Origin of the sequence: Pseudomonas sp. ML2-2023-6, from assembly GCF_037055265.1 — a bacterium.
Taxonomy (GTDB): domain Bacteria; phylum Pseudomonadota; class Gammaproteobacteria; order Pseudomonadales; family Pseudomonadaceae; genus Aquipseudomonas; species Aquipseudomonas kulmbachensis.
The window spans coordinates 67,575-87,541 of sequence record NZ_CP146347.1; the positions used below are offsets into that span (position 1 = coordinate 67,575).

Consider the following 19,967-nt stretch of genomic DNA (forward strand, 5'->3'; position numbering starts at 1 on the left):
TCAGTGGCTCGACAGGTACGACGAACGGGTCAGGCCCAGACGCAGCGCATCCAGGTACTGGGTACGCTCTTTGGCGCTGATGTTGGCACTGGCCACTTTGTCGCGGTAGTGGTTCATCAGTTCTTCAGGCGACAAATGCACGTAGCGCAGCATGTCTTCGATGGTGTCGTGGGTCTCGATCCCGGCGTGGTACACGCTGCCATCGGCGTTCTGGTAGATGTTCACCGAGTCGGTATCACCGAACAGGTTGTGCATGTCACCGAGAATTTCCTGGTAAGCGCCCACCAGGAAGATGCCCAGCAAGTAGTCTTCACCTTCGTTCAACCCGTGAACCGGCAGGCTGGTCTCGATGCTCTGCTCGTCGACGTATTGCTTGATCTTGCCGTCGGAGTCGCAGGTCAGGTCTTGCAGCACAGCACGGCGCAGCGGCTCTTCGTCGAGACGATGCAGCGGCAGGATCGGCAGTACCTGGCCAATCGCCCAAGTGTCCGGCAGGCTCTGGAACACCGAGAAGTTGCAGATGTACTTGTCGGCCAGCTTGTCGTTGAGTTCGTCCAGCACCTGACGGTGGGAACGTTGACGCGCTTTCAACGAGTTATGCAGGCGACGGCACACAGCGAAGTAGCACTGCTCGGCCAGGGCTTTTTCCGCCAGGTTGATTTTGCCGTCGGCGTACTGGGCGGCGATGTCGCTCATGTAGTGCGTGGCACGCCAGTAAGTTTCGGTGACCATTTCAATGTCGGTCGGGCCCAGCAGGTCCACCAGCCACTGCACGGTTTCCGGCAGGTTTTCCTTGTTCTCGATAACCGGCACGTCGTCGTTGTGCTTCTCGACGTCGGTCACTTGCACCACCAGCATGGCGTGGTGTGCGGTCAGGGAGCGACCGCTTTCAGAAAAGATGTTCGGGTGCGGCAGGTTTTGCGCATCGCAGAACTCCTTCAACATGCCCACTACAACACCGGCGTAATCGTCCATGTCGTAGTTGATCGAGCTGGCGTTGCGCGAGTGCGTACCGTCGTAGTCCACGCCCAGACCGCCGCCCACGTCGATATGGTCAACCGGCAGGCCGAGGTTGCGCAGTTCACCGTAGTAACGAATCGCTTCCTTGAAACCGTGCTGGTAGTCCGCCAGGTTGGCGATCTGCGAGCCCATATGAAAGTGCAGCAGGCGGATGCCTTGATCCAGACCCGCAGTGCGGAAACGCTCAACCACCGACAGCAACTGCGCGGCAGACAAACCGAACTTGGATTTCTCGCCGCCGGTGTCAGCCCACTTGCTCGAAGCAAGGGACGACAGACGTACGCGCAGACCCACCTGTGGCTTGACCTTGAGCGAGGCCGCTTCTTCGATCACCAAGTCTACTTCGGATTCTTTCTCGATCACGATAAAGACGTTGTGGCCCAACTTCTGGCCCATCAGTGCCAGACGGATGAACTCGCGGTCCTTGTAACCGTTGCAGACGATGGTGCCGCCTTTCGGGGCCAGCGCCAGCACGGCCAGCAGCTCAGGCTTGGAGCCGGCTTCAAGGCCAATCGACACATCTTTGGTGGCGATGATGTTTTCGATCACGGCTTCTTGCTGGTTCACCTTGATCGGGTACAGCGCGGTGTACTTGCTCTGGTATTCCAAGCGCTCGATATTGGCATCGAAGGCGCCGGTCAGCTGGCGTACACGGTCTTGCAGGATATCCGGGAAACGCACCAGCAACGGCAAGGACAAACCGCTGTTCTTGCGCAGTTCGTCGACTTGCTCGTACAGGTCGATGGGCGAGCTGTTCGGGCCGTTCGGACGGACTTCTACGCGACCGGCTTCATTGATCGCGAAATACCCGGCCCCCCAATGGCGAATCCCATAAACGCTGCGGCTGTCCGCAACTGTCCATTGGCTGCCATCGTCTTTGCGTGTGCGTCGTACGGACATCGAAGTCCCCTATAAATAAGTCAAATAGCCCAGCCTGAAAGCAGGCTGGTGCAGTCTAAAGTGTGAAAGTGACGATTAGTCAGACCCTGACAACAGCGCCGAGTTTAGAAACCCGTGATAACAGGCTCTGTGAAAACCATGGCGAGCACAATCTGACAGCCCTTGAAGGCGTCAGACCAACTGCGCGGTGGTTTTCACAGAGGCTGCTAGCCGCCGGATTTCTTGGCTTTGAATCCGTGTTTGAGCAACTCGCCAAGCAACAGCTCGACGTGATCGCCCTGGATCTCGATGATCCCGTCTTTCAGCGCCCCGCCGGTACCGCAACGTTTTTTCAACGTGGTGGCCAGCTCCTTGAGCGCGTCTTCAGGCAGCGGCACGCCGGTGATGGTGGTCACCGTCTTGCCGCCACGGCCCTTGCTTTCGCGACGCACGCGAGCAATGCCATCACCTTCAGGGATCAGGGTTTGTTTGCAGGTACAGGCGTCTACTGGCTGGCGACAGTCCGGACAGTGACGACCTGCGTCGGTGGAAAATACCAAGCCACCAAGGGCGGCGAAGGATGCGGCTTTTTTGGCCACCGGCAATCCTCATTCGGAGGACAAATAATTGGCCGGTGCATGACGCTGTTGCGCCAAGGTATACCGACCGCGAAGCCCCACTCTGGCAGGGGCAGCGCAACTCAAGCGGGAAAAACGCCTGAGCCTGAAAAAGGTCGCGCAGTGTAACGACAAAATCGCTGCTGCCCAATAGCCAATCGGCGTAAAAATCTGCGCAAGGGCCACATGGACTTCAACCGTAGGAGCGAGCCTGCTCGCGAACGGCATTCGCGAGCAGGCTCGCTCCCACAGGGGCAACTGCGCAGCGACCTACGCCGTGTTGATTTGGGTAAGGTAACGCTTGAGCGCATCCAGCGAATCCGGGCAGTAAGGCTGCTGCCCGCTCAGGCGCAACGCCTCGGCCACCGGCATAAAGCAGGCGCTCTGGACTTCCTCGGGTTGCACCTGCAGCGGGCCGTCCCACACGGCCGAAAACACCGCGCACCACAGATGGTTTTGCGGGCCTTCGAAGTAAAACCGTTCGTGAGCCGTCAGCGCCACACCACTCACGCCCAGTTCTTCTGCCAGTTCACGGGCGGCTGATTCGGCGTAGGTTTCATCAACCCCGACCATACCGCCCGCCGCCACATCCCAAAATCCGGGATATAACGCTTTGCTCAGGGTGCGCTGATGCACGCAGAGTTCCCCGGCAGAGTTGAACAAGAGGATGAACGTACCGCGACCGATCAGGCCGCGTTCACGCAGTTCGCGGCGCGGCAAGCCGCCCAGCAGGTGGTCGTCGCGATCGACCCAAGCCACTTGCTCGACATCGGAGGCCGCACGGTGCGCGGCCTCCAAGGCTGAAATAGGCATGATTTAGCCTTGCGACAGCAATTGACGAAGATCCATGACCGCCGCGTTGGCGCGGGAAATGTAGTTGGCCATGACCAGCGAGTGGTTAGCCAGCACACCATAACCGCTACCATTAAGGATCATCGGGCTCCAGACCGGCTCTTGCGCTGCTTCCAGCTCGCGAATGATCTGGCGCACGCTCACCGTGGCGTTCTTTTTGGCCAGCACATCAGCGAAGTCGACCTCAATGGCGCGCAGCAAGTGCGACAAGGCCCAGGCCTGACCGCGGGCTTCGTAGAACACGTTATCGATCTGCATCCACGGTGTTTCGACCACTTCTTCGTCAACCACTGGAACCTGACCAGGTTGCAGGCTTTCAGTCTTCAGCGCGCTGTTGAGCTTGACCCGCCCTACGCTGGCCGACAGGCGTTGCGACAATGAACCCAAGCGGGTACCCACATCGCCCAGCCAGTTGTTCAGGTTATCGGCACGGGCATAGAACAGTGCATTTTTCTGGTTCGGGTCAGACAGGCGCGCCTGATAACGGCTCAGGGAGTTGATGCCTTCCTGGTATTCGGATTCGCTGGAAGGCAGCATCCAGCTTTTATTGTCGAAGTTGAAGCGCGGCTCAGCCTTGGCCAGATCCGCGTCTTCAGCCGACTGCGACTGCGAACGGGCGAAATCCTTGCGCAGGGCGCGGGTCAAGTCGCGCACTTGCACCAGCACGCCATATTCCCAGCTTGGAATGTTGTCCAGAAAAATGCCCGGTGGAAAACGGTCATTGGACAGATAGCCGCCCGGCTTGTTGAGCAATGTCCCGGCGACGGTTTTCAGGGTTTCGACGGTCGTGAAGCCCGGCACCATCTGCTTGCCTTCTTTCTCGGCAGCTAACTGAGCGTTTTGCTGCACGGGAAAGAGGTCCGGCTCCTGGCTCCAGTACCAGCCAAATCCCAGGCAGACCACGACATAGATACCTACCAGCACTGCGATTGAGCGGCTCAACAGGATGCTTTTGAAATAACCACGCGACTGTGTTTTCGTCTCTTTGACCGACTCGCGGGCTGTGCCCTCACGTTTTTTCCAGTCCAGCATGGCTATGTCCTTTCAAATGCTTGATTCAACGGTTCGACCACAACCCTAACCCATCGTGCCTTGCTGCACGCTTTTAAATCGAGGCCAGGTTATCTGCAGGATCGCAGGGGCCATATACGCCCGGCACTATAGAACATGGATGGGCAACATGGCTGCCCGACAGTTAATTTCAAGGAGAAACTCGTACATTTGGAGCGAGGTGCTAGCATATGGCCATCATTCGATTTGAGCATGCCCTCTTTGCCCAGCAGCCAGGATATGACCGAGCAAGAAGACCCCAGTCGCGAACGCCTGAAAAACCACTTTGCCCAACGGGTCACGCATCAGGCACGCCAGATTCTTGAGATATGGCAACGTTTGCAGGCCAACCAATGGTCCGCTGCAGGGCTGGCAGAACTCGACGACGCCAATTCGCGCCTGCTGCGTTTTGCCGAACGCTTCGAGCAACCGGAACACATCGAGCTGGCCCGGGGCATCAACGTTGCACTACAAGGCATGGCGGCCAATCACAGTCGCCTGAGCAGCAAGATCATCACCGAGCTCAACCGTTTGATGCAGCGCCTGTCGCGCACCGGTCTGCGCCAGGACGATCTGATGCCCCACGTCTGCCTGCCACCGCTGCGCAAGCCGGTGTATATCCTGCTACAAGACCTGGAGCGCGCGGACCGACTGGCCAAGCAACTGGATTTTTTTGAGCTCAGCGCCCAAGCATTCGGCAACCTGACCGCCTTTCGCCACGCCATGGCGGAGCGCCATCCAGCAGCAATTGTGATGGATGTCGACTTCAGTGGCCCCGGAATGGGCCTGGAGCTGGCGGCCGAAGCCCAGGTCGGTCTCGAACAAAAGCTCCCGCTGCTGTTTTTCAGCTTGCAAGAAACCGACACTCCGACCCGCCTGGCCGCCGTGCGCGCAGGTGGACAAGCGTTTTTTACCGGCACCCTCGAAGCTTCAAGCCTGATGGAAAAAATCGAGGTACTGACCTGCGTGGCCCAATACGAACCCTACAGGGTTCTGATCATCGACGACTCACGGGCTCAGGCATTGCACACCGAGCGCTTGCTCAACGGCGCCGGGATTGTCACCCGCACATTGATTGATCCGATTCAGGCCATGGCCGAACTGGCGCAATTCCAGCCGGACCTGATCATCCTCGATATGTATATGCCCACCTGTACTGGCACTGAGTTGGCCAAGGTGATCCGCCACAACGACCGCTACGTCAGTGTGCCGATCATTTATCTGTCGGCCGAAGACGACATGGACAAACAACTCGATGCCATGAGCGAGGGCGGTGATGACTTTCTGACCAAACCGATCCAGCCGCGCCATCTGATTACCACCGTGCGCAACCGCGCCGTCCGTGCTCGCCACCTCAAGGCGCGGATGGTACGTGACAGCCTGACCGGGCTGTACAACCACACCCATATCCTGCAATTGCTTGAAGACTGCACCTTTCGCGCCCGCCGCGAAAATCGTCCGCTGAGTTTCGCCATGCTCGATCTGGATCACTTCAAACGCGTCAACGATGGCTACGGCCATCCGATGGGCGATAGAGTGATCAAAAGCTTGGCGCTGTTTCTCAAGCAACGACTGCGTAAAACCGATTTTATTGGCCGATATGGTGGTGAAGAGTTTGCGATTGTGATGCCGGACACCGATCAGGAGTCGGCCTACAAGGTGCTTGATCAGATTCGCCAACGCTTCGCCGAGATTCTCTACCCCGCGCAGCCCACCGACCTGGCGTGCTCATTCAGCGCGGGCCTGGTGCAGATGCAGGACCAGGCAGACAGCCTGCTGATGGCTTCCCAGGCCGACGAAGCGCTGTATAGGGCCAAGAACAATGGCCGCAATCGGGTGCAACCCTTTCACCAGTTAAGGCCTATTGCCACTATTTATTCGTAATCCCCGCCCACGTCACACCGCTGTAACTCAAGTGCAATAACTTTTGCCGCTTCTGACTGTGTAGTAGGCAAGAATCCACATGCGCCTGAAGCTGCTAACCAACCTCAATACGCTGCTGCTGGTCGCCGTGTGCCTCGCTCTGGGCGCAAACCTGTGGTGGTCGCAGCAGGCGCTGGAGCGCCCTTTTCTGTTGATGGAGCGCTATTTGAGCCTCTCGCAGCAGTTTCAGAACAAAGTGGCACGCAATATCGAGGACTACCTTGCCAGCGGCGATGCCCTGCGCCTGAGCGATGCCAACAGCGCGCTCGAGACCCTCAAGGCCGAACTCAAGCCTTTGCCACCAGCACTGGCCGATGCGCTGCGGCCCAGCCTCGAAAACCTGAGCACCTACAGCAATACCGAACTGCTGGCCGCCGGCAAGCTGGCCGGTGACCCGCAGGCCTTGCTGTTGCAAGCTGAACGTGAGCTGGGGGCCGGCCTCGAACAGCTCAGCCAATATGCCAGCGATCCGGCCTCGACCGAGGCCCGCGCCTATCTGCCTTTGCTGCTGACCGCCTCGCAGCACTTGGCCAAGCTGTCCCTAGCCCGCGACAAGCTGGTCAGCAGCGGGCGCAGTGAACTGGCCGGTGATGTGGAGCGCGAGCTGGACAGCATTCAGCTTCAGGCCCGACAAATCGACGCCCTGCCCCTGCTGGGCGTCAGCAGCAAAAGCGCCTCGGGCACTGACGACTTTGCCGCGATGATGGGCCTTGAAACCAGCGACACGGCCCAAGCCGAGGACGCCGGAGTGGGTCTCAAGCGCGAACTCAACAGCCTGTTGAGCCGCTACCCGGCGGAACTCAAGCGCACCCGCACGCAAATCGAGCAACGTGCCCGGCTCAGCGCCGCCACCCACCTCAAACTGGACGCCGTACAACAGGCCATCGCCGAGCTGGAACCCGTGGTGCGCGCCGAGCATGGGCAAATCCAGAATGAAGTTCGGCTGATCCAGGGCCTGATGATTGGTCTGATCCTGCTCATCGCACTCCTGATCGACACCCTGCAGCGCAAACTGGCGCGGGTACTGACATACCTGGCGCCGCTGCTGTCGACCTGGGCCGAAGGCGACTTCAGCCACGACATTCAACTGGGCAAAACCAATCGCGAGTTACGTGATATCGAATCCTCACTCAATCGCTTGCGCAGCTATCTGGTGAACCTGGTGGGCACCCTGCGCCTGAATGCCGAGCAGGTTGCCGGCAGCAGCCAGACCCTGGCCGAGCTGAGCACGGGCTTGCATGGCGGCGCTGAACGTCAGGCCGGTGATAGCGCACAAATCCGCGATGCTCTGGGTGAGCTGGAGGCGACCATCTCTCAGGTCGCAGGGGATGCCAGCCAGGCCGCCGATGCCAGTCGCAGCGCCGGGTTGGCCGTGGCTCAGGGGCAGCGGGTGATCGGCCAGAGCCTGACCGGGCTGCACGCATTGGTCGGCGAAGTGCAAGGCAACGCGCAGACAATCGAGCGTCTGGCAGAAGAGTCGGCCACCATTGGCGGGGTACTCACGGTGATTCGCTCCATTGCTGATCAGACCAACCTGCTGGCGCTCAACGCCGCCATTGAAGCCGCTCGCGCCGGTGAAATGGGCCGTGGCTTTGCGGTGGTCGCCGAAGAAGTCCGCTCCCTGGCGCAACGCACCGCAGGTGCAACCAACGAGATCCAGACCCTGATTGGCGGGCTTCAACTGGCCGCCCGGCAATCAGTTGAAGGCATCCGCGCACAAGTGACCCACGCCCAGGCCACCGCGCAGCAAGCCCAGGCCGCAGACGGTGCACTGGATGAAATTGTCGCGGCGATAGCAACCATCTCAGACACCGCCGTGCGCATTGCCGACGTTACCGCCCAACAAACCGGGGCGGTCAGCGAGATCCGCGATCACAGTGAACGCATTCACGTGCTGGGCGACGAAAACCTGCAACGTATCGGCATCGCCCGCAACCAAAGCCAGCAATTGCTCGAGCTGGGCTCAGAGCTCAACACCGCCGTGCAGGCGTTTCGGGTGTAAGCCACCGGCAAAATTCGTAGCAGCTGCCGAAGGAACGAGGCTGCGTTCGATTGCGCAGCAATCGTAAAACCGGGCAGCGCGGTTTACCTGGCAAACCGAATTTGCCGATTTTACGACGGCTTCGCCGCCGAACGCAGCCTCGTTCCTTCGGCAGCTGCTACGCGGTTTTCATCGCACAAACTCCGCTATCATGCCCGCACGTTTGCTTTGCGAGATTCCTATGCGCCGTCTGTTTTTGCTCCTGTGTTTGCTGTTTGCCGTGCCTGCCATGGGCGCGGGGTTGCTGGATAACCGACCCAGTGCAACCCTGGGCGCAATCAATAACAGCAGCGACTTTCTGCCGGTACGCGAAGCATTCAAGCTGAATCTGATCAGCAGCACGCCCGAGTCGATCAAGCTGCGCTTTGTGCCTACCGAAGGCTATTACCTGTATCGACACAAGTTCGCCTTCAAGACCGAACCCGCCGATATCGCTCTGGGCACTGCGCAACTGCCACCCGGCGAGGCGAAACACGATGAGTACTTTGGCGACGTCGAGGTCTATCACGGCATTCTCGATGTAGACATCCCGCGCCCGGCAAACGACTCACGCCCCTTTACGCTGGTGGTCAGCTACCAGGGCTGCGCCGACAAGGGCCTGTGCTACCCGCCTGAAACCGAACGCCTGAGCATCGATGGCAGCGCCGTCACGACCTCCGACGAACCGACAAAATCGTGGAACTGGCGCGAACTGGCACTGTTTTTCCTCGCAGGGCTTGGCCTGACATTTACCCCCTGCGTGCTGCCAATGTTGCCGATCCTGTCCGGCGTGGTGCTGCGTGGTCAGGTCGGCGGCCTGCGCGGCTTCAGCCTGTCGTTGGCCTATGTGCTGCCGATGGCGGCATGTTTTGCCCTGCTGGGCGCACTGATGGGCATGTTCGGCGCGCAACTCAATCTGCAGGCGCGTCTGCAATCAGTGTGGGTACTGGCGCCATTTGCGCTGTTCTTCGGAATTTTTGCCCTCGCCATGTTTGGCGTGTTTGAACTCAAACTGCCGCAAGCCATCAGCAACCGTCTCGACCGTGTGGCCAACCGCACCCAAGGCGGCTCACTTTGGGGCGCCGCCGTGCTGGGAGTGGTCTCCAGCTTGCTGGTTTCACCTTGCGTGTCCGCACCGCTGGCCGGAGCCTTGCTGTATATCAGTGCCAGTGGCGATGCTCTGGGCGGTGGCTTAAAGCTGTTTGCTCTTGGCTTGGGCATGGGTGCGCCGCTGCTGCTGGTCGCCACCGGTGGCGCGGCCTGGTTGCCGAAAAGCGGGCCGTGGCTGGTGAGTGTGAAAAACGCCATCGGCGTGCTGCTGCTCGGTCTGGCTATCGGCTTGCTCAGCCGCGTGCTGCCTGGGCCAGTGACCCTGCTGTTGATCGGTGCACTGGCGGCGGGCGTGAGTCTGTTTCTCGGCACCCTGGAGTTCGCCTATAAAGCTCCGCGCCAGCGTCTGGCCCAGTTGCTGGGGCTGTTTTTGCTGGTCTACGGGCTGGCCTGCTGGTACGGCGCCCTGAGCGGGCAAAGCGATCCATTCAACCCCATCGGCCATGCGCAACCCACCAACCCGGCAGTGACCAGCGCCGTACAACCAGCCGGCCAATGGCTCACCGTCAGTACTGCGGCCGAGCTGGACAACGCACTGGCCGAGGCCAAAGCCGCGGGCCAGCCGCTGTTGCTGGACTGGTACGCCGACTGGTGTATCAGTTGCAAAGTGATTGAGCACGAAGTGCTGAACAACCCCCGCGTGCTGGATCTGCTCAAGGGTTACCGGCTGGTGCGCTTCGATATCACTGCCAGCAATGCCGAGCAACGCGCCCTGCTCGACCGCTACACATTGTTCGGCCCGCCTGCGCTGATGTTCTTCGGCAAAAACGGTTCCGAAAAAAGTGACCAACGGGTCATCGGTGAGATCAATGCAGCGGACTTCGCCGAACGTGTCGCCATCGCGAATGACCAGATCTAGAGCTTCAGTCACAAACTTTTCGCGAACATCGGTCATCGTGCTGGCTATTGCAGTTAACTGGACAGCGAATCCGGTTTTCGGCATAGTCGCCCGGCACTGACAACTGCACACAGATAATAAGGAACAGCAGATGGCGACTTTCCTGGTTCTACACGGCCCCAACTTGAACCTGCTCGGCACCCGCGAGCCGGGCGTCTACGGCGCAACCACCCTGGCGCAAATCAATCAGGACCTGGAACAACGGGCGCGTGATGCCGGTCACCATTTGCTCTACCTGCAAAGCAATGCCGAGTATGAATTGATCGACCGCGTACACGCTGCCCGCAACGAAGGCGTGGACTTTATTCTGATCAACCCGGCGGCTTTTACTCACACCAGCGTGGCATTACGTGACGCGTTGCTGGCAGTGAGCATCCCATTTATCGAAGTGCATTTGTCTAACGTGCACAAACGCGAACCTTTCCGCCATCACTCCTACTTCTCCGACGTTGCGGTAGGTGTGATCTGCGGCCTTGGCGCCAGCGGTTATCGACTGGCCTTGGAGGCCGCCCTGGAACAGCTTGAACTACAAGCTAAACGCCCCTGACAGACCCATTGGGAGTTGACGATTCATGGATATCCGTAAAGTTAAGAAACTGATCGAGCTGCTGGAAGAGTCCGGCATCGACGAGTTGGAAATCAAAGAAGGCGAAGAGTCCGTACGCATCAGCCGTCACAGCAAGACTCCTGCTCAGCAGTACTACGCTCCGGCTCCAATGCAAGCGCCTGCCGCAGCTCCAGTAGCTGTTGCTCCGGTTGCTACCGTGACTGAAGCACCTGCCGCACCAAAACTGAACGGTTTTGTGGTCAAGTCGCCAATGGTCGGTACGTTCTACCGTACCCCGGCGCCAACCTCGCCTGCCTTCGTTGAAGTTGGCCAGACCGTCAAGGTCGGCGACACCATTTGCATCGTTGAAGCGATGAAAATGATGAACCACATCACGGCTGAAAAAGCCGGTGTTATCGAATCCATCCTGGTAGAAAACGGTCAGCCGGTTGAATTCGACCAACCGCTGTTCACCATCGTTTGAACCACGGGGAGCCAACGATGTTGAAGCCTCAGAAGCTGGAAAAAGTCCTGATCGCCAACCGTGGCGAGATTGCTTTGCGCATCCTGCGGGCGTGCAAGGAAATGGGGATCAAGACTGTCGCGGTGTACTCCACTGCCGACAAAGAGCTGATGCACCTGGGCCTGGCAGACGAAACCGTCTGCATCGGTCCGGCACCGGCCAACCTGTCTTACCTGCACATTCCGGCCATCATCGCGGCCGCTGAAGTGACCGGCGCCACGGCGATTCACCCGGGCTACGGCTTTTTGGCTGAAAACGCCGATTTCGCCGAGCAAGTCGAGAAATCCGGCTTTGCCTTCATCGGCCCGAAAGCCGACACCATTCGCCTGATGGGCGACAAGGTATCGGCCAAGCACGCCATGATCGCTGCAGGCGTACCCACGGTTCCAGGTTCTGACGGCCCACTGCCGGAAGACGAAGAAACCGCGCTGCGCATCGGCCGCGAAGTCGGCTACCCGGTGATCATCAAGGCCGCTGGCGGCGGCGGTGGTCGCGGCATGCGCGTTGTGCATCGTGAAGAAGACCTGATCGAAGCAGCCAAGCAGACTCGCGAAGAAGCCGGCGCCTGGTTCAGCAACCCGATGGTCTACCTCGAAAAATACCTGACCAACCCGCGTCACGTGGAAGTTCAGGTAATTTCCGATGGTCAGGGCAACGCGATCCACCTGGGCGACCGCGATTGCTCGCTGCAACGTCGTCACCAGAAGGTTCTGGAAGAAGCTCCGGCACCGGGTATCGACGAAACCGCACGCGCTGAAGTTCTGGCTCGCTGCGTCAAGGCCTGCGTTGACATCAACTACCGCGGCGCGGGTACTTTCGAGTTCCTGTACGAGAACGGTCGTTTCTACTTCATCGAGATGAACACTCGTGTGCAAGTAGAGCACCCGGTGTCCGAAATGGTCACTGGCATCGACATCCTGAAAGAGATGTTGAGCATCGCAGCCGGCAACAAGCTGTCCTTCACCCAGGCTGACGTGAACATTCACGGTCACTCGCTGGAGTGCCGGATCAACGCGGAAGACCCTGCGACGTTCATGCCGAGCCCTGGCATGGTCAAGCACTTCCACGCTCCAGGCGGCAACGGCGTTCGCGTCGATTCGCACCTGTACAGCGGCTACAAGGTTCCGTCCAACTACGACTCCCTGATCGGCAAGCTGATCACCTGGGGTTCGACCCGTGACGAAGCCATGGCGCGCATGCGCAATGCCCTGGACGAAATCGTGGTCGACGGGATCAAAACCAACATCCCGCTGCACCGCGACCTGGTGAATGACGAAGGCTTCTGTAAAGGCGGCGTCAACATTCACTACCTGGAACACAAACTGGCTAACAAGTAAGTTTGTATTCCCGTCAACAAAGCCGCTTTCGAGCGGCTTTGTTGTTTGCGGGAGGCTCGCAACCGCCGTTGTGGGAGCGGGCTTGCTCGCGATACAAACGACCTGGCATTGCAGGTCGACCGCAGGTGATGCCATCGCGAGCAAGCCCGCTCCCACAACAGGACAACTGCGGCTACCTGGCTTTTCATCGTTTTTGATTACCCCACCGCCAGCCCGCTCGCGTAAACTTGCGCGCTTCTCGCAGCCCGACCGGCTGCACACTCCTATTTTTCAAAGGTGCCCGCCATGCCTTGGCTGCAAGTACGCCTCGCCATCAGCCCGGAACAAGCCGAAACCTACGAAGACGCGTTCCTCGAAGTCGGCGCTGTTTCGGTTACGTTCATGGACGCCGAAGACCAACCAATCTTCGAACCTGAGCTCAACACCACACCGCTGTGGTCGCACACCCACTTGCTGGCATTGTTCGAAGGCGGCACCGAAGCCGAACTCGTGCTGTCCCATCTGGAACTGCTGACCGGCTCGCCACTGCCTGAACACCACGCAGAAGTTATCGAAGACCAGGACTGGGAACGCAGCTGGATGGACAACTTCCACCCGATGCGCTTCGGCCAGCGCCTGTGGATCGTGCCAAGCTGGCACGCTGCTCCCGAGCCTGACGCGGTCAACCTGTTGCTCGATCCGGGCCTGGCCTTCGGCACCGGCACCCACCCGACCACCGCACTGTGCCTGGAATGGCTCGACGGTCAGGACCTGAAAGACTGCAACGTGCTGGACTTCGGCTGCGGCTCGGGGATTTTGGCGATTGCCGCCCTGCTGTTGGGCGCCAAAGAGGCCATCGGCACCGATATCGACGTGCAGGCGCTGGAAGCCTCCCGCGATAACGCCGGGCGCAACAACATCGCCGAAGAACTGTTCCCACTGTACCTGCCCGAGGACCTGCCACAGGTTCAGGCCGATGTAGTGGTTGCCAATATTCTGGCTGGCCCGCTGGTTTCCCTGGCCCCGCAACTGTCGAGTCTGGTCAAGCCGGGCGGCCGTCTGGCACTGTCGGGCATCCTCGCCGAACAGGGCGAAGAAGTCGCTGCGGCATACGCCAAAGACTTCGATCTGGACCCGATTGCCAATCGCGATGGCTGGGTGCGCATCAGCGGCCGTCGGCGCTAAGTTCAATCCGCGCACTCGGCTCGCAATGAAGCAGGTACAGCCCCTACAATGCACGCTTGCCTAATTCGGATGGCCGCATGAGCGATAGCTTCGTTACACAGTGCCCACATTGCCAGACCAGCTTTCGCGTCAGCCACGCTCAATTGAGCGTGGCACGCGGAGTGGTGCGCTGTGGCGCCTGCCTGCAAGTGTTCAACGCTGCACAGCAACTGCTCAACAGCAGCACTGAAACAGAGCAGCCGCCTGTAGTCGCAACGCCAGAACCCGAGGCGGTCGAGCCGCCCGCCACCCCCAAGGCGGCCAGTCCGGCCCCTTGGCAAGCGAGCGAACTGGACCTCGACCATCTGGATCTGGACGAAGAACTGGCCAGGCTCGAAGAGCGTGAAATCCAGCCCAGCAAAAGCTTCGGCCAGCCGCACAATCCAAAAAGCAGCTCACTGAGTGCTCGTCGCGACACCCCTGACACTGAAGAAGGTGAATGGTCTGATAGCCTGTTCAGTGAATCAGCGGCAGACCGTGCAGAGACCGCCAAAGTTGCCGAAAAAGCCGTAGAGCTCGCTGAAACCGGACGGACCGAGCCGTCCCTGTCACTGGACATTGACGAACCGGACGATACCCCGCCACTCCAGCTTTCGCTGGACGACGACCTCGATCCGCTGCCGGGCGAACACCTGTCGGCCACCGATGACGAGGACGACGAACTCCCTGAACTGGCACCTGTCAGCAAAGGCAAACGCAAGCGCAACGAACCGGGCATGCGCGAAGAAGCGTTGCTTGACCTGGTCGACGACCCATTGCACCTGGACTGGCAAAAACGCCGCTCGCCGTGGGGCAAACGCCTGCTCTGGACCCTGCTGGCACTCCTGGCTGGCGCGGCACTGGCCGGGCAGTACATTGCCAATCACTTCGACGAGCTGGCGCGTCAGGACCAATACCGTCCGATCTTCCAGCAACTGTGCCCGCAAATCGGCTGTACAGTGCCGTCCAAAGTGGATATCGACCGGATCAAAAGCAGCAATCTGGTGGTACGCAGCCACCCCGAATTCGCCGGAGCGCTGGTGGTGGATGCAATCCTCTACAACCGCGCGCCCTTCTCCCAACCTTTCCCGCTGCTGGAGCTGCGCTTTGCTGACCTCAACGGCAAAATGATCGCCAGTCGTCGGTTCAAGCCCGGCGAATACCTGAGCGGCGATCTGCCCAAGGCCGAGATGCCCCCGCAAACCCCTATCCACATTGCCCTGGACATCCTCGACCCGGGTCCAAAGGCCGTTAACTACAGCCTGAGTTTTCATTCCCCGGAATGAGCGCGCTGCGCTTTTAGTTGCTAGCTTCAAGCGGCAAGTTAGAAGCGAAATGCAAATTTGCTGTGTCTTGCAGCTTGTCGCTTGAGGCTTGTAGCTAACCTTCAGCTCCAATTGTTCAAAATTCATCCAATTGCGTCTTTAACCAGTCATCGAGAGCGGGTATCATGCCAACCCTTTTTCGAACTCCCAAGATCCGGCCCCACAACAGGGAAGTCCTATGTCGGCGGTACGCATCGGCCCATATACATTGCACAACGGTTTGATTCTCGCCCCTATGGCGGGCGTCACCGACCAGCCCTTTCGTCAGCTTTGTCGACGGATGGGTGCAGGCCTGGTTGTTTCGGAAATGGTCACCAGCGACATGAGTCTCTGGAACAGCCGCAAATCGCGCCTGCGCATGATTCACGACGGTGATCCCGAGCCGCGCTCGGTACAGATCGCCGGCGGTGACGCGCAAATGCTGGCAGACGCCGCCAGGGCCAATGTGGAACTGGGCGCACAGATTATTGATATCAACATGGGTTGCCCGGCGAAGAAGGTCTGCAACAAGGCCGCCGGCTCCGCGTTACTGAAAGATGAAGCATTGGTGAACGAGATCCTGCAGGCCGTTGTGGCTGCAGTTGATGTGCCGGTCACCCTGAAGATCCGTACCGGCTGGGACCGGGACAACAAGAACGGCCTGACGGTGGCAAAAATCGCCGAACAAGCCGGGATCACTGCTCTGGCGGTACACGGCAGAACCCGTGCCGACCTGTACACCGGCGAAGCCGAGTACGACACCATCGCCGCGATCAAGCAGGCGGTGTCGATACCGGTTTTTGCCAACGGCGACATCGATTCACCGCAAAAGGCCCTGCATGTGTTGAACGCAACCGGGGCTGACGGACTATTGATTGGCAGGGCAGCCCAGGGGCGGCCCTGGATTTTCCGCGAAGTTGATCATTTTTTGCGTACCGGGCAACTGCTGCCGGCACCGCAGATGAGCGAAGTGGAACGTATTCTGCTAGAGCATCTGACTGCATTGCACACCTTCTATGGGGAGGTTTTGGGCGTACGCATCGCCCGCAAGCATGTCGGCTGGTATCTGGCAACCTTGCCGGGCGCCAAGGAGTTTCGCGCCCACTTCAATCGTTTAGAAGATACGGAAGCACAATGCGCCAACGTTCAGGCGTTTTTCGCCGAACGACACAAGAGCCTGGTGACAGGGGACGAGGGATGGGTGGCCGCATGACGATGATGACCGAGACATTAGTGAGTGGAACAACGCCCGTGAGCGACAACGTCAACTTGAAACAGCACCTCAATACACCGAGCGAAGAAGGTCAGACCCTTCGCGGGAGTGTCGAGAAGGCGCTGCACAATTATTTCGCCCACCTGGAGGGCGCTGAAGTCACGGACGTCTACAACCTGGTACTTTCCGAAGTCGAGGCCCCCCTTCTCGAGTGCGTCATGAACTACGTCAAGGGCAACCAGACCAAGGCCTCCGAGATGCTGGGCCTCAATCGCGGCACCTTGCGCAAAAAGCTCAAACAGTACGATCTGCTGTAAGCATTCAATCAAACCTGAAAGGCGTCCTGATAAAACAGGCCGCCTTTTTTGCTGACTCCTTTGCTTTTGATGGAAATCGAGATGACCGATCAGACTACCCGCCTGCCGATCCGCCGCGCTCTAATCAGCGTTTCCGACAAAACCGGAATCCTTGATTTCGCCCGTGAACTGGAAGCCCTCGGCGTCGAGATCCTGTCCACAGGCGGTACGTTCAAGCTGCTGCAAGACAACGGCGTAGCCGCTGTTGAAGTCGCTGACTACACCGGTTTTGCAGAAATGATGGACGGTCGGGTTAAAACCCTGCACCCGAAAATCCACGGCGGCATTTTGGGCCGTCGCGGCATCGACGACGACATCATGAACGAGCACGGCATCAAGCCGATCGACCTGGTAGCCGTTAACCTCTACCCGTTTGAAGCCACCATCTCCAAACCAGGCTGCGACCTGCCGACCGCCATCGAGAACATCGATATCGGCGGCCCGACCATGGTTCGCTCGGCGGCCAAAAACCACAAAGACGTGGCCATCGTGGTGAATGCCAGCGATTACGCCAACGTTCTGGAAAACCTCAAGGCCGGCGGCCTGACCTACGCACAGCGTTTCGACCTGATGCTCAAGGCCTTCGAGCACACCGCTGCCTACGACGGCATGATCGCCAACTACCTGGGTACAGTGAACCAGGCCGCCGAGACCCTGAGCACAGAAGATCGCAGCCTGTTCCCGCGTACCTTCAACAGCCAGTTCATCAAGGCCCAGGAAATGCGCTACGGCGAGAACCCGCACCAGAAAGCGGCGTTCTACGTTGAAGCCAAGCCGACTGAAGTCAGCATCGCCACCGCGACCCAGCTGCAAGGCAAAGAGCTGTCGTTCAACAACGTAGCCGACACCGACGCTGCGCTGGAATGTGTAAAAAGCTTTGTTAAGCCAGCCTGTGTGATCGTCAAGCACGCCAACCCGTGTGGCGTGGCCGTAAGCCCGGACGCAGAAGGCGGCATTCGCCAAGCCTACGAGCTGGCCTACGCCACTGACACCGAATCGGCTTTCGGCGGCATCATCGCCTTCAACCGCGAGTTGGACGCTGAAACGGCCAAGGCCATCGTTGAGCGTCAGTTCGTTGAAGTGATCATCGCCCCGTCCGTGAGCGAAGAAGCCCGCGCCATCGTGGCAGCCAAAGCCAACGTACGCCTGCTGGCCTGCGGTGAGTGGAGCGCAGACCGTGCCCCGGCCTGGGACTTCAAGCGTGTTAACGGCGGCCTGCTGGTTCAGAGCCGTGACATCGAAATGATCGGCAGTGAAGACCTTAAAGTCGTGACCAAGCGCGCACCGACCGAGCAAGAGATCAACGACCTGATCTTCGCCTGGAAAGTAGCCAAATACGTGAAGTCCAACGCCATCGTCTACGCCAAGGGCCGTCAGACCATCGGTGTCGGCGCAGGTCAGATGAGCCGCGTAAACTCGGCCCGTATTGCCGCGATCAAGGCTGAACACGCGGGTCTGCAAGTACAAGGCGCCGTAATGGCATCGGACGCATTCTTCCCGTTCCGTGACGGCATCGACAACGCAGCCAAGGCCGGTATCACTGCAGTGATCCAGCCGGGCGGCTCGATGCGTGACAACGAAGTGATTGCAGCAGCAGACGAAGCTGGTATTGCCATGGTCTTCACCGGCATGCGCCACTTCCGTCACTAAACACTTTTTGCAGACGCCACGAACCATGTAGCCGCTGCCGAAGGCTGCGATAAGACCCAAAAGGTCTTCAGCGATCTGAACATCCTGCAACCGCTTCGCGGTTGATCGCAGCCTGGCGGCAGAGGCTACAAGGTCTGACCCGCGTTTCCACAGAATTCAGCGTCATCCGAGGTTTTTGAAATGAATGTTTTGATCATTGGCAGCGGTGGCCGCGAACACGCACTGGCCTGGAAAGTAGCTCAGGACCCACGTGTCGCCAAAGTATTCGTTGCCCCGGGCAACGCCGGCACCGCCATCGAAGCCAAGTGCGAGAACGTCGCCATCGACGTGCTGGCCCTTGAGCAACTGGCTGACTTTGCCGAGAAAAATGTTTCCCTGACCATTGTTGGCCCGGAAGTGCCACTGGTTGCCGGTGTGGTTGATCTGTTCCGTGCCCGTGGCCTGGACTGCTTCGGCCCTACCGCTGGTGCCGCTCAGCTGGAAGGCTCCAAGGCATTCACCAAGGACTTCCTGGCGCGTCACAAGATCCCGACTGCCGACTACCAGAACTTCACTGAAATCGAACCAGCTCTGGCTTACCTGCAAAAAGTCGGCGCGCCAATCGTGATCAAGGCCGACGGCCTGGCCGCGGGCAAAGGCGTGATCGTCGCCATGACCCTGACCGAAGCCGAAGACGCCGTACGCGACATGCTCGCGGGCAATGCGTTTGGCGAAGCCGGTTCGCGCGTGGTCATCGAAGAGTTCCTCGACGGCGAAGAAGCCAGCTTTATCGTGATGGTCGACGGCAAGAACGTTCTACCAATGGCCACCAGCCAGGACCACAAACGTGTTGGCGACGCTGACACCGGTCCGAACACCGGCGGCATGGGTGCTTACTCCCCGGCCCCGGTAGTCACCGCCGAAGTTCACCAGCGCGTGATGGATCTGGTGATCTGGCCGACCGTGCGCGGCATGGCTGAAGAAGGCAACGTCTACACCGGCTTCCTGTACGCAGGCCTGATGATCGACAAGGCCGGCAACCCGAAAGTCATCGAGTTCAACTGCCGCTTTGGCGACCCGGAAACTCAGCCGGTGATGCTACGCCTGCAATCGAGCCTGGTACTGCTGATCGAAGCCGCACTGGCTCAAGCGCTGGACAAGGTTGAAGCACAATGGGACCCGCGTCCAAGCCTGGGCATTGTCCTGGCTGCTGGCGGCTACCCTGGCGATTATGCCAAAGGCGCAGTAATCCACGGTCTGGACGCAGCCGCCAAGCTGGAAGGCAAAGTGTTCCATGCCGGTACTGCGCTTAATGCAGCCGGTGAAGTCGTGACCTCGGGCGGCCGCGTACTGTGCGCAACCGCAATGGGTGACACCGTTGAAGCGGCGCAGCAAAAAGCTTACGCGCTGGCCAAGGCCATCGAGTGGGACGGTTGTTTCTACCGCAACGATATTGGCTACCGAGCCATTGCACGCGAACGCGGTGAGAACCAGGAATAAGCAATCC

Annotated in this window: 15 protein-coding genes and 1 pseudogene; 12 read left to right on the forward strand and 4 right to left on the reverse strand. The window is 59.3% G+C overall.

The genetic code is table 11. The annotated features are described in order from the left end of the window. From speA to V6L79_RS00310, 4 genes are all read right to left on the reverse strand, one after another. Positions 1 to 1,920, reverse strand: a complete 1,920-nt coding sequence (speA, locus tag V6L79_RS00295) for an arginine decarboxylase (protein WP_261739892.1) — start codon at positions 1,918 to 1,920, stop codon at positions 1 to 3. Between the two features lie 206 nt (positions 1,921 to 2,126). Beyond that, complete coding sequence (locus V6L79_RS00300) at positions 2,127 to 2,498, reverse strand: translation initiation factor Sui1 (RefSeq protein ID WP_261739893.1); 372 nt, start codon at positions 2,496 to 2,498, stop codon at positions 2,127 to 2,129. Positions 2,499 to 2,786: 288 nt separating this feature from the next. After that, positions 2,787 to 3,329, reverse strand: coding sequence for an NUDIX hydrolase (locus V6L79_RS00305; RefSeq protein ID WP_261739894.1), 543 nt, complete (start codon positions 3,327 to 3,329; stop codon positions 2,787 to 2,789). 3 nt (positions 3,330 to 3,332) lie between these two features. Continuing rightward, positions 3,333 to 4,400, reverse strand: a complete 1,068-nt coding sequence (locus V6L79_RS00310; RefSeq protein ID WP_261739895.1) for a DUF2333 family protein — start codon at positions 4,398 to 4,400, stop codon at positions 3,333 to 3,335. 258 nt (positions 4,401 to 4,658) lie between these two features. On the opposite strand from V6L79_RS00310, the gene V6L79_RS00315 reads away from it, so the two are divergent. From V6L79_RS00315 to purD, 12 genes and pseudogenes are all read left to right on the forward strand, one after another. Next, positions 4,659 to 6,302, forward strand: a complete 1,644-nt coding sequence (locus tag V6L79_RS00315; protein ID WP_338580292.1) for a PleD family two-component system response regulator — start codon at positions 4,659 to 4,661, stop codon at positions 6,300 to 6,302. A gap of 1,525 nt (positions 6,303 to 7,827) precedes the next feature. Next, positions 7,828 to 8,343 (forward strand): annotated as a pseudogene (locus tag V6L79_RS24710) (methyl-accepting chemotaxis protein); the annotation flags it as partial. 220 nt (positions 8,344 to 8,563) lie between these two features. Further along, positions 8,564 to 10,330, forward strand: a complete 1,767-nt coding sequence (locus V6L79_RS00325) for a protein-disulfide reductase DsbD (RefSeq protein WP_321837216.1) — start codon at positions 8,564 to 8,566, stop codon at positions 10,328 to 10,330. A gap of 130 nt (positions 10,331 to 10,460) precedes the next feature. Then, the gene (gene aroQ / locus V6L79_RS00330) at positions 10,461 to 10,916 is read left to right on the forward strand and encodes a type II 3-dehydroquinate dehydratase (RefSeq protein WP_048360251.1); all 456 of its coding nucleotides are present in this window, start codon (positions 10,461 to 10,463) and stop codon (positions 10,914 to 10,916) included. A gap of 25 nt (positions 10,917 to 10,941) precedes the next feature. Then, a complete protein-coding gene (gene accB, locus V6L79_RS00335; RefSeq protein ID WP_095001030.1) occupies positions 10,942 to 11,400 on the forward strand; it encodes an acetyl-CoA carboxylase biotin carboxyl carrier protein in 459 nt (152 codons plus the stop codon). A 17-nt stretch (positions 11,401 to 11,417) separates the two neighbouring features. Beyond that, positions 11,418 to 12,776, forward strand: a complete 1,359-nt coding sequence (gene accC / locus V6L79_RS00340) for an acetyl-CoA carboxylase biotin carboxylase subunit (protein ID WP_046810401.1) — start codon at positions 11,418 to 11,420, stop codon at positions 12,774 to 12,776. 285 nt (positions 12,777 to 13,061) lie between these two features. Continuing rightward, the gene (prmA, locus tag V6L79_RS00345; protein WP_261739899.1) at positions 13,062 to 13,940 is read left to right on the forward strand and encodes a 50S ribosomal protein L11 methyltransferase; all 879 of its coding nucleotides are present in this window, start codon (positions 13,062 to 13,064) and stop codon (positions 13,938 to 13,940) included. Between the two features lie 77 nt (positions 13,941 to 14,017). Further along, complete coding sequence (locus V6L79_RS00350; RefSeq protein WP_338579660.1) at positions 14,018 to 15,244, forward strand: DUF3426 domain-containing protein; 1,227 nt, start codon at positions 14,018 to 14,020, stop codon at positions 15,242 to 15,244. A gap of 217 nt (positions 15,245 to 15,461) precedes the next feature. After that, the gene (gene dusB, locus V6L79_RS00355) at positions 15,462 to 16,475 is read left to right on the forward strand and encodes a tRNA dihydrouridine synthase DusB (protein WP_261739901.1); all 1,014 of its coding nucleotides are present in this window, start codon (positions 15,462 to 15,464) and stop codon (positions 16,473 to 16,475) included. Then, positions 16,472 to 16,792 carry a DNA-binding transcriptional regulator Fis gene (gene fis / locus V6L79_RS00360; RefSeq protein WP_019408796.1) on the forward strand — a complete coding sequence of 107 codons (321 nt, stop codon included), beginning with the start codon at positions 16,472 to 16,474 and terminating at the stop codon, positions 16,790 to 16,792. Before dusB ends, fis begins: the two co-directional genes overlap by 4 nt. Positions 16,793 to 16,873: 81 nt before the next feature. After that, positions 16,874 to 18,481, forward strand: coding sequence for a bifunctional phosphoribosylaminoimidazolecarboxamide formyltransferase/IMP cyclohydrolase (gene purH, locus V6L79_RS00365; RefSeq protein ID WP_261739902.1), 1,608 nt, complete (start codon positions 16,874 to 16,876; stop codon positions 18,479 to 18,481). Positions 18,482 to 18,661: 180 nt separating this feature from the next. Continuing rightward, positions 18,662 to 19,960, forward strand: coding sequence for a phosphoribosylamine--glycine ligase (purD, locus tag V6L79_RS00370; protein WP_321834774.1), 1,299 nt, complete (start codon positions 18,662 to 18,664; stop codon positions 19,958 to 19,960). The last annotated feature ends 7 nt before the right edge of the window (positions 19,961 to 19,967 follow it).